Here is an 11,863-nt window from a genome sequence, read left to right on the forward strand (position 1 = left end):
CTACCGGAAGGATCCCCAACAAACATCGGTCGAAAGCATGAGAGAATGGTTAATCACACGAAGGATCGAAGCGATACCAGCGGTGGGAACTGTGGCACGCGGGAACTGGTGGAGCGCACACAGGAACTACAACGCCCGAGGGGGTCCCTTGTATCCGGGACCCCCTCTTTGGTTACACCGGGGATATCGCGTTGTGTCGCAATACATCTGCCTACCGCTTCTCGTCCGCCGGACGGGCAGGCATCGTCGGCGACTTTTCTTTCAGCCTCTTCAGCACTTCCTGCACTCCCCGTTCAAGCTGGGTATCGACCCCCTTCGCGAGCGCGGCCGGATCCTCCGGGACCATGATGTCGGGATCCACACCGTGACCTTCCTTGAACCAGCTCCCGTCCGGATTGTACATGCGGAACGTGGGAACGGTGACATTCCCCCCATCGATCAATTCCGGGACTCCGCTGATGCCGATCAGGCCACCCCAGGTGCGCGTGCCCACGAGCGGACCAAGGCCGGCTTTCCGGAAGAAGTCGGGGAATGCATCGCCACCCGACCCGCTCCAGCCGTTGATCAGCATGGCCTTCGGACCGAAGTGCGCAACGACCGGCCACTGCCAGGTCTTGCCATCGCGGACCGCCCAGTACGCGAGCGGCTTCCGGTCGAGGAGTTCGATGAAGCGGTCCGGGATCTGCCCGCCGCTGTTGAACCGTTCGTCGATCACCAGTCCGTCCTTCGTGAATTGAGCAGCGAACTGACGCACCAGCTCCGTCTGCCCATCAATGCCGGTACTGGGGACATAGACATAGCCGATCCGGCCTCCGGAGAGCTCATCGACCTTCTTCCGATTCGCTTCGATCCACGCCAGGTGACGCAGACGCGATTCATCGGCGAGCGTCCTGACGATGATCTGCCACGCCCCATCCATTGTCGGCCTGGAGTTCACGGTCAACTCAACGGTCTGTTCCGCCGATCCCCTGAACGCCTCCCACGGCGCACGGCGCGCGTCCAGCGGCGTTCCATTGACTGCGAGGATGAAATTTCCTTCCCGGACCTTGAGCCCCGGCATCGCGAGGCTGGAACGGACTTCACTGTCCCATGGGGCGCCATCAATGATCTTCTTGATGCGATAGGCACCTTCAGCAAGCTCCCAGTCGATGCCGAGATAACCGACAGCCCGCATCGGCGCAACTTCTTCATCCCCGCCCCCACGATAGGTGTGGGATGCGTTGAGCTCGCCGATAAGTTCACCGATCACAAAATTGACATCAGATCTCGTCACGGCGAGATCCAACAGTGCCGCATAGTGCTTCCGCATCGCCGCCCAATCCACACCGTGCATCTGCCTGTCATAGAAGAAATCTCTTTCCAGCCTCCACGCGTCGGTGAAGATCTGTTTCCATTCAGCCCGCGGATCGACCGTCATGTCCAGCTGGCCGCTCGGAACTTTCTTGTCCATCTTCTGGCCTTCGGCAATGTCGACCACGGCGAAGCTCCCCTCCTTGGAGACGAGCAGCTTTTTCCCATCGGCGCTCACCTGGAACCCATCCGCATCATCGAGAATGGTCTTCTCTTCCCGCTTCTCGATGTCATAATACAGCACGGACTTCTTCTTGTCGGATGAGCCGGAATTGGGGAATCGCTGGAACACGACCTTCCCGGCGACAGCATAGACACCGGAGATATTTCCCGCAGCCGGCGGAAGGATCACCACCCGGCGTTCCAGGCCCGCGATCGTGACCGCGGTCTCTTTCGCCTTCTTGTCATCCTTCTTCTCTTCCTTCTTCTCGTCCTTCTTTCCGGCAGGTGTTGCTCCAGCATCGCCGGCCGGCACCGAGAGCGTATCATTCCGGGGAGCGAGAGGCGAGAGGATGTCGTCGGTCAACGTCGCTACGGCAATGCGCGTGGTGTTCGGATAGATCCACGTCCCATCCAGATCCGAGTACACCGGGTTGAGCGTCCGGTTCGTAAGGAAGAACAGGTATTTCCCATCGGGATCGAACGACGGTTGCACATCGTTATAGTACCCCGACGTTGCCTGCATACTCTTCCCTTCCCGTGTATCGAACAGGAAGATCGCGCTGCTGCGGTTGTCGAGATCCCGTGCGTACGCGATCCAGCGGCTATCGGGCGACCAGCTGACGCGGAAGCCCGCAAGATCCCCCTCAGTATAAGTAGAGGGCCTTGTCGACGTCCGTCGTCCGCTTCTTTTCGATGTCATAGACCCTGATCTGCATCGTCTGGTCGATGAATGCCACCATCTTGCTGTTCGGCGACCACCAGATGCGGTAGCGGAAGCCGGGACCGTAGGATGTCACCGTGGTTTCGGTCCGCTTGCCGGCATCCATGAGCGTGAGTTCGTATTCACCACTGCGATCGCTCCAGTAGGCGATCGTCTTGCCATCCGGCGACCACGAGGGAGACCGTTCGGCCGCTCCCGGTGTGCGCGTCAGGTCGTACACCGGCCCGTTCTCCGCCGGCACGGAAAAGATCTCTCCGCGTGCCTGGAAGAGTGCGCGTTTGCCATCGGGTGACACAGCAGTTGCCCGGATGAGTTTTGCTGCATTCTCCGTACGGGGAAGCAGAGAGCTCTGGTCCGTGACCACCTTCACGGCAACCTCCTGCTCCTTCCCGGTTGCAGGATCCAGCACGAACAATTTCCCGCCCGTCTCGAAGACGATCCCTGCCGCACCGATCGACGGACTATGAACATCCGTATCCGTGAAGCGGGTAAGCTGACGGATGATCTTCGTTGCACCATCATACACCCAGATGTTGGAGCGTTGCTCGCGTCCGCGGTCGGAGAGGAAGTAGATCAGGTTCCCCTGCCACATCGGGAACTCGTCGCTGGCGTCATTGGGACTGATGGTCTCATCTGTCCCCTTGTCGAGATCGAAGACGTGGATGTCCGGCGCCCACCCCCCACGATACCGCTTCCATGTGCGGAACGCCTGGGTCTGGAACGTGTACGCCAGCTTCTTCCCGTCGGCAGAGAGGGATCCGATCTCGGCATACGGCAGGGGCAACGGCTGCGGCAGTCCACCGTCGACCGGCACGCTGAAGAACTGATTGAAACGCTGCCGCCCGCTGTACATCGACGACGCGAAGAGAATGCGTTTCCCGTCCGGGTACCAGCCCACCACCCGTTCGCCGCTCCCGTGGGACGTCACCCGCACAGGCATGCCCCCGGTGGCGCTGATCACATAGACGTCCATGTTCCCGTCATAGTTGGCGGTGTAGGCTATGGACTTTCCATCGGGCGAAAAATGCGGGTACAGTTCTTCCCCTTTGGGCGAACTGAGTCTGACCGCCGTCCCTCCCCCTGCCGGCACGAGCCAGAGGTCACTGGCGTACGCGAACACGATCTGCGTCGCCGAGATATCCGGCGTGCGCATCATCCGCGCATCGAGTTGGGCGAAGACATGCGGGGCGATCGGGAAGAACAGGAGCGCGAGAGTGGCAGCCACAGCGCGTGGAGATTTCATTGAGCGCTTCCTTGGATGTGACGGAATGAGGTGTGGTCGTGAAGGATTTCACGTTGGTAATGTAGCTGAGAGTCGAACAAAAATCAATTTCACCCCCTGTTCTGCCACCGATCCACAGCCCGCGGGGTGCTTCGAGGCTTCCTGCCCCCCCTGATGTGTTGACTTTGCCTCCGCGAATTGGTAGTATCCTTCAAGTCAGCCTTCGGCTGGCGTTGTACAACGGGGATGATCTCTTATGGGGTGGATCATTAGACTTGTTGGTACCTACCTGAGCGGCATTGCGCCTCCTCCTTATGATTCCCTAACCCCTGCGCGTATCGGACAACAGGCATTTCAGGCCGATCGATGCTAGCCAAATTGCGGCACACTATGCGGACCGTCACCGCGATCGCCCCGCTTGTCGGCGGAGCTCTGGTTGTCTGCATCGCGGCCTTTGTGCTGGCCGGTTGGATATACGGGTCGAGAGTCCTCATGTCGTTCGGCCAGGACCTCCTCCCCATGGCCCCCAGCACCGCGCTCCTCTTCATGATGAACGGGGCGGCCCTCATCCTCATTGTGTGGCGTCAGGGATCCAACGTCGTCCGCGTTACGGCGCTCGGCGTTGCGATCGTGGCGCTTGCCGGAGCGGGTACACTCACCGTGCTCTCGGCACAGGGGTTACAATCTGACATCGAACATCTCGGGTTCCCGTCGTCCACGATGCCGGATGGCATGGCCATTGGTCACATCTCCTCTATCGCCGCAGGGTGGTTGACCGCCTCGGCACTGGCACTCGTCATTCTTCAGCTCTCCCGGAGCAAGGGGCGCACAGGGCCGGTGATCTCCCTCGTGCTCGCTGCTACACTCTTCATGTCGTCCCAGCTGCTCCTCATCGCAAATCTTGGGGGTAGCCCGTTCGGCTTCGGCCCAAGCGAGATCGTGCCATCCCTCCCCACAGCGATCGGACTCGTCCTCCTCAGTGGAGGACTCCTTTTTGCATCTGCGCGTATCCTGTGGCCTGACATGGGAATGGACCCCCGACGCGGCGGCGAGTTCGTGTTCCAGAGCATCCTGGTCTTCCTGTTACTCGCCAGTTGCATCTTCGTGATCGCGTTCCTCCAAGCCGTCGCAGAACTCAAGGTGCGCGACATTGCCCAGTACCGTCGCGAACGTCTTGGTGACGCCTCTCTCCTCATGGAGAACCCGGACATCAGCCGGCTCGCTCTGGGCACGCTCGGCAGTTCGCCGGATGGAACGAGCAAGCGACTGCTGGGCAACTGGATGCGTAAGCTCCGCGAGGCCTATTCCTATGACAGGGTCTTTCTCCTCGACCCTGAAGGGGACATGCGTCTGACACCGGGCGAACCGGATGAGCGGATCGACACGGTGATAGCGTCGCGCTGCGCCAGCGTGCTCCGGTCGCACACGCTCCATGTGGAAGACCTGTACCGAAGCGACGTTGACAGGAAGATCTACATCGCTCTCCTCATCCCCGTCTACGATGGCAACACACCGCTCGCCGTGTTCGTCCTTCGCATCGATCCTGAGGTCTATCTGTACCCCTATCTCCAGACGTGGCCCGGCCCGAGCCGCACATCAGAGACGCTGCTCGTCCGGCGCGATGGGAACAGCGTGGTGTTCCTGTCGCCTCTCCGTTTCAGCACTGATCCTCCCCTGACACACCGGATCAGCCTCACCCACACAGAGGTGCCGGCCGTCCAGGCCGTGCTCGGCGAACGCGGGAGTGTGGAGGGCATAGACTACGCTGGACAGGAGGTCATCGCCAGCATCGCTCCTGTACCCGGATCCCCCTGGTACCTCATTGCTCGGACCAGTGTCTCCGAAGCCATCACTCCCGTGCGCGAGCGGCTGTCGCTTATGCTGATCCTGATCGTCATCCTGGTGGGTTTTGCCGGGCTCGCTCTGGCCTATTTCGCCGTCGCCCAACGCGCCCGCATCTTCCGTGAGCAATTCCAGCATGCCGAGAACATGCGTCGATCCGACGAGCGCTTCCGGAAACTCGTGGAGTCCGCCCGGGACGGCATCGTCCTCACCGATGCCACCGGCACGTGCACAGATGCGAACCCCGGTGCATGCACGATGTTCGGCCTCCCCCACGACAGGCTGGTGGGTCAGCCGTTCCCCTCGCTGTTCCGGCTTCCGGATGGCAGCGATGGAAACCCGTTGTGGCTGTCGCTCATCCGCGCCGACACAAGAGCCACGGAACTGTCCCTCCGGCGGGCGGACGGATCGTGCCTGTCGGTCGACGTCAGTGCCTGGGTTCTCCCCGATGGGAACGCTCAGGCGATCGTGCGCGATATCACCGAACGGAAACGGGCCGAGGAATTGCAGCAGAACCTCCACCTGGAGCTGGAGGAACGCGTGAAGGTCCGGACGGAACAGCTCGAGACCACGAACAAGGAACTTGAGACATTCAGCTATTCGGTTTCCCATGACCTCCGTGCTCCCCTCCGCGGGATCGACGGATGGAGTCTGGCCCTGCTTGAGGACTACGGAGACACGCTGGAACCCCGGGCGAAGGAATTCCTCGACCGGGTCCGTTCGGAGACGCAGCGCATGGGGCACCTCATCGATGATCTCCTCCGGTTGTCGCGCGTGACCCGAACGGATATGCGTTCGGTACCCGTCGACCTCACGGCTCTCGTGCGCCGGCTTGGTGAGAGCATACGGATCAGTCAGCCCGATCGCGACACCCTCCTCAGTGTGGAAGATGGGCTTACCGTCCAGGGCGATCCTTCCCTGCTCGAGATCGCGATCACCAATCTTCTCGACAATTCTTTCAAGTTCACGTCCAGGGTCGCACCGGCACGTATCACCGTGGGCAGGCAGAACGGCGGTGGGCGCAATGTGTTCTTTGTCAGTGACAACGGTGCCGGCTTCGATATGGCGTTTGCGAAGAAATTGTTTGCTCCGTTCCAGCGCATGCATACACTATCGGAATTTCCCGGGACCGGCATCGGGCTTGCGATCGTCCAGCGGATCATCCACAGACACGGTGGTGCGATCTGGGCGGAATCGGCCGTGAACGCCGGGGCCACGTTCTATTTCACACTGGAGAAAGGCTCATGAACGAGAAGATCATTCTTCTGGTGGAAGACAACCCCAGCGATGTGGATCTGACCCGGCGGGCATTCGATCGGAGCAAGCTCGCGAATACTCTCGTCGTTGCCCGCGATGGTCAGGAGGCGATCGACTTCTTCTTCGGCCCGCAGGGAGTGGCCGGTTCGGCCCCAGACAGGCTTCCTGAACTGGTGCTGCTTGATCTCAAGCTGCCAAGGGTGGACGGCCACACGGTGCTGCGGCGGATCAGGAGCGACCCGCGCACCCGTCGCATCCCTGTGGTGATCATGACCACGTCGCAGGAGGAGGAGGACATTGCCCAATCCTATGATCTTGGGGCGAACTCCTACATTCGCAAACCGGTGGATTTCTCTCAGTTCTCTCAGTCCGTTCAGCAATTGGGCCTCTACTGGCTCGTCATGAACGAGCCCCCGCCGAAGGGAGCCGCTGTATGAGCACGCCTCTGTCCGTCCTCCTTGTCGAGGATTCAGAGAGTGATGCCGGGCTCATCACGCGCGCGCTGAACGCGGGAGGATTCCGTGCGGACGTTCTGCGTGTGGAACAACCCGGAGCCATGCGTGCGGCACTCGCTTCCCGATCGTGGGACGTTATTATCTCGGACTTCCGTCTCCCCGCCATGGACGGACATGCAGCATTCGCCATCCTTCGGGAGACCGGCGAGGACATCCCCTTCCTCATCGTGTCCGGCGCGATCGGCGAGGAGAATGCGGCGGAACTCATGCGCAGCGGGATCAATGACTATGTGATGAAAGGGAACCTCGCGCGCCTTGCCCCCGTTGTACTGCGCGAGCGGAATCAGGCCCTCATACGGAGGGACCGGGCAGCCGCCGAAGCCGCACTGCAGGTAAGTAACGAACGCTACCGCATCCTCGCCAACGCGGCGCCCGTCGGGATCTTTCACACTGATCAGCACGGGGCGACCACATATGTGAACCCGGAATGGTGTCGGATCGCTGACCGCACGCCCGACGAAGCATTGGATCACAGGTGGCTCGAAGCGGTCCACCCCGATGACCGCCCCCGCCTGAGCGCGGGCTGGCGGATGGCCACCAACATGGAGGGGGTCTCTTCAGCAGATTACCGCTTCGTGCGGCGCGACGGGTCGATCGCGTGGGTGCAGGGGCGCGCGGTTCCCCAGCGCGGTGGGGACGGGAGTATCACAGGCTACGTTGGAACGATCACCGATATCACGGGACGCAAATCCGCCGAAGAGTCGTTACGAACGAGCGAGGAGCGCTACCGGCTGCTGACCGATCACTCCGGTGTTGGCGTCGGGTTCTATGATGCGAACGGCACCGTGCTTTTCTTCAACTCCCGCGCGTCGGCAGCACTCGGCGCTTCCGCAGGGGAACTTGTCGGTCGGTCCATCCTCGACCTGTTTCATGGTCCGGCCGGAGAGGTCTACCTCGGCCGGATCCGCCTCGCCGCGGCGCGGAATGCGCCGGATGAATACGAGGATAGCGTATCCATGCCGGGCGGGGCGAAGTGGTACATATCAACCTACTCGCGGGTGCTCCGGCACGATGGTTCGGTGATCGGGGTGCAGATCATTTCTCAGGACATCACCGCCCGGAAACAGGCAGAACTCGCCGCGCGAAAGCTCGAACGCGAGATCGCCGTGCTCTATGAATCCATGAGGGACGGGTTCGTGGTAACGGACCTCGACGGGCACATTCTCCGGTGCAATGATGCGTACTGTGATCTCCTGGGATACTCCAGGGAGGAGCTCCTCGGCCGGACATACCGGGAGTTCACACCTCCTGCATCGCTGGAGATCGATGATGCCGTGGTGTCGAATTCTGTTCTCATCCAGGGCTATTCCGGGGTCTATGAAAAGGAGTACATCACACGATCCGGCCCCCTGGTTCCCGTCGAACTGCGCGTCCTCCTCATCAGAGACTCCGCCGGCAATCCCTCGGGCATGTCGGCTATCGTCCGCGACGTGACGGAACGAAGACGGGCTGAACTGGAGATCCGGAAGGGCCAGCAAACGACCGAGGCGATACTGAATGCACTCACCAGCCATATCGCCATGCTGGATGCCCATGGACGGATCATAGCGGTCAATGATGCATGGCTCCGCTTTGCGATCGAGGCCGGGCTTCGTGATACGACGACGGTGAGCGCAGGCGCCAACTACCTGGAGATCTGCCGTACCGCGGTCCACCGGGACCATGATGAGATCGCAGCAGAGGCATTAGAAGGGATCCTCGGAGTGATCGAAGGCAGGATCTCCCGGTTCTATCTGGAGTACCCGTGCCACTCCCCGGCAACGAATCGCTGGTTTTCTATGCACGTGTCCCCGCTCCTCCAGGCCGACATGGCAGGCGTGGTCGTCGCGCATGAGAACATCACGGACCGCAAGCTGTCGGAGATGCGTGTGCAGGAGCTTGCCGACGAAATGCGCCGCCTCTCGTCCCACCTTGCTGCCGCCCGGGAGGAGGAGCGCGCGCACCTCGCCCGCGAGATCCATGACGAACTCGGGCAGTCACTCACGGCTTTGAAGATGGATATCACGGACATTCGGACGCACGGCAACGACTTCCCGCCGCGGACCAGGGACCGGCTTTCGGCAATGGGAACACTCATCGACCAGACCGCTCGCACGGTCCAACGACTCGCGGGTGAACTCCGTCCGCCCATGCTGGATGAACTCGGACTCCTCGCCGCCGTGGCGTGGTACATTCAGGACTTTGAAGAGCGATTCGGGATCGCGTGCACCCGCGTGCGGTTCGACGACCCCCCCGTCACCGACCGGAAGCGGGCCACAGCCCTCTACAGGATCCTTCAGGAAAGCCTGACGAATGTCGCGCGGCATGCCGGTGCGACCGAAGTGGAGATCCAACTGATCTATGCCGACGCCGCAGTGGCGCTGACCATCAGCGATGATGGCAAAGGGATCACGGAGGAGGAAATGAAGAAGCTGACATCACACGGGATCATCGGCATGCGGGAGCGGATCATGGAACATGGTGGGACGCTGGCGATCACCGGGAAGCCGGGGACCGGGACCACCGTGCATGCCCGCATTCCCTGGCCGGAGGAGTGAGCTATGCGTGTCCTGATCGCTGATGACCACCACCTGATCCGCGAAGGGCTCGTCCGGGTGCTGGGCGACACCCCCGGCATTGCCGCCGTTGGCGAGGCCTCGAATGGCCAGGAGGCACTCGATCAGGTCCGGACCGGACAGTGGGATGTGCTTGTCCTTGATCTCAATCTTCCGGGAAAGTCCGGATTCGACGTCCTTGCTGAAATGAGGCAGGAAAAAAGCCCGGTGCCTGTTCTCGTGCTCAGCATGCACTCCGCACAGACATTCGGAGTCCGAGCGATGCAGGCGGGGGCGGCGGGCTATCTGGCCAAGACCGCTCCTACAGAAGAACTCATCAGGGCAGTTGCCAGAGTGGCAGCCGGAGGACGAGTGATCTCGGAGGATGTCGCTGACCAACTCGCGGACCGCGTACAGGGCGAGACTCAGGGCCCCCCCTCCACGACCTCCTTTCCGAGCGGGAATTCCAGGTTTTTCTCCTCATCGGCAGCGGAAAGACGGTCGGAGAGATCGCCCGTGAAATACATCTGAACGTGAAGACCGTAAGTACCCACCGGGCGCACATCCTGGAGAAGATGCATCTGCAGAATAATGCCCAGATCATGCAGTATGTGTTGACCCGCGGCCTGCTCCCGTAAACCCGCTTCCCCCCCCCTTTTTTCCGGATCCACCCCTATCAGACAAACACCGAGGCCCGATTGCGGCTCTGTCTGATGGCACACGCCTTCCGGGTGCAGTATATTGATTCCACACAACGCCGGAAGGACCGAGCACTCATGGCAAAATTGAAGCTGGAAATCGTTGACGATACCTCGATCGTCAGAGAACGCCTCCGCGAAACGATCCTGGGCATGGGGAACTATGAGATCGTGGGCGAAGCGGCGTCACCAGCAGAAGCGGTTGCGCTGTACGAACGGGAGCAGCCTGACGTGATCATCCTGGATATGAAGCTTGAGGACGGCACCGGCATTGATGTCCTTCAGGCCATACGCAAGCGCAATGCGGAAGTACGCATCATCGTCTGGACCAACTTCCCCTACGAACGCTACCGCTCCGTCAGCAAGGCCATGGGAGCAGATTACTTTTTCTGGAAAGCCACCGAATACGACAAGCTGCTCGACACGCTCCGGAACCTCTCCGGCACGGGCACGACAGCATAAAAAGGACTGAGAGAACTCACATGTTCACTTCCACCCGTTTCGACGAGTTCACCGGACCCCCCCGGGGTCATGAGCACGGACACCACCTGTGCGGAGACCACACTGCTGCAGGCCGGAGAGCACGCGACCACGCGATCATTGAAGCCATGCCCCTCCCGTCATGGGAGACCGATCCCTCGGGGCCGCGGCTCAACGTCAATGCCGCGTGGCTCGAACTCACGGGTCACATGGATGACCCGGCGATCGACGGTTGGACCGCAGGGATCCTCGAAGCAGACCGCCCGCGCATCCGTGCAGAATTCGAAGAAGCCAGGAACGCCAATGCCCCGGTCGATCTCGAGTTCCGGCTCGCCACGCAAGGCGGGGGACTGCGCCTCGCACGCATGCAGGGTCTTCCCCTGCCCGGAAATGGAAACGCTTTCGCCTTGTACCGGGGGGTGCTCGTCGACGTCACGGACTCGCATGCGCGGCAGGCCGCGACTGCCGCGCGGGTTCAGGAGAAGGATGTCCTTATCAAGGAGATCCACCACCGCGTGAAGAATAACATGCAGATCATCTCGAGCATCCTCAGCCTCCAGGAATCCGCTGTGAGAGACCCATCAGACCTCATGCTGTTCCGCGAGTCTCAGGGGAGGATCCGGGCCATGGCTCTGGTCCACGAACACCTGTACCATGCGAAAGACTTCGCCGCCGTGGATTTCGGTGCGTACGTCAGAGAGCTCGCACCATCGTTGAAGAACGCGTATGGTCCCGATGCGGACCGGTACACGCTGCAGATCGAGGCAGACGAGGTCACACTGGATATCAACAGCGCCATTCCCGCCGGGCTGATGCTGCACGAAGCGCTCTCCAACGCATTCCGCCACGCGTTCCCCCCCGACCGTTCCGGCACGGTCCGGGTCGGATTCTCGACACGATCCGACGGGACACGGCGCCTCTCCGTTGCCGACGATGGCATCGGCCTGCCGGCGGGCCTTGATGTCGTCACGACGGATACCCTCGGATTCCGGCTCATGCATATGCTCGCCGACCAGATCGACGGAACCCTTGAGGTGGTGAGTGCTGATGGATTGTCCGTGACATTGTCATTCGAGGAATAG

Annotated in this window: 7 protein-coding genes and 1 pseudogene; 7 read left to right on the forward strand and 1 reads right to left on the reverse strand. The window is 61.2% G+C overall.

Annotated features, from left to right (window positions below):
- Positions 1 to 211: 211 nt before the first annotated feature.
- Positions 212 to 3,476: pseudogene (locus IPI01_06785) on the reverse strand (PD40 domain-containing protein).
- Positions 3,477 to 3,845: 369 nt separating this feature from the next.
- Between IPI01_06785 and IPI01_06790 the strand changes: the two are divergent.
- The 7 genes from IPI01_06790 (at position 3,846) to IPI01_06820 (ending at position 11,863) form a co-directional block, all read left to right on the forward strand.
- Positions 3,846 to 6,545 (forward strand): PAS domain S-box protein, encoded by a 2,700-nt coding sequence (locus tag IPI01_06790; protein MBK7257498.1) that lies wholly within the window; start codon positions 3,846 to 3,848, stop codon positions 6,543 to 6,545.
- Positions 6,542 to 6,991, forward strand: coding sequence for a response regulator (locus tag IPI01_06795; protein ID MBK7257499.1), 450 nt, complete (start codon positions 6,542 to 6,544; stop codon positions 6,989 to 6,991). Before IPI01_06790 ends, IPI01_06795 begins: the two co-directional genes overlap by 4 nt.
- Positions 6,988 to 9,606 (forward strand): PAS domain S-box protein, encoded by a 2,619-nt coding sequence (locus IPI01_06800; protein MBK7257500.1) that lies wholly within the window; start codon positions 6,988 to 6,990, stop codon positions 9,604 to 9,606. Before IPI01_06795 ends, IPI01_06800 begins: the two co-directional genes overlap by 4 nt.
- Positions 9,607 to 9,609: 3 nt before the next feature.
- Entirely contained in the window at positions 9,610 to 10,134 is a 525-nt protein-coding gene (locus tag IPI01_06805; GenBank protein ID MBK7257501.1) for a response regulator transcription factor, read from the forward strand.
- Positions 10,086 to 10,241, forward strand: coding sequence for a response regulator transcription factor (locus tag IPI01_06810; GenBank protein ID MBK7257502.1), 156 nt, complete (start codon positions 10,086 to 10,088; stop codon positions 10,239 to 10,241). Before IPI01_06805 ends, IPI01_06810 begins: the two co-directional genes overlap by 49 nt.
- Positions 10,242 to 10,379: 138 nt before the next feature.
- Entirely contained in the window at positions 10,380 to 10,763 is a 384-nt protein-coding gene (locus tag IPI01_06815) for a response regulator transcription factor (protein ID MBK7257503.1), read from the forward strand.
- 20 nt (positions 10,764 to 10,783) lie between these two features.
- A complete protein-coding gene (locus IPI01_06820; GenBank protein ID MBK7257504.1) occupies positions 10,784 to 11,863 on the forward strand; it encodes a PAS domain-containing protein in 1,080 nt (359 codons plus the stop codon).

Source organism: Ignavibacteriota bacterium (assembly GCA_016707525.1).
Classification (GTDB): Bacteria; Bacteroidota; Ignavibacteria; order UBA10030; family UBA6906; genus JAGDMK01.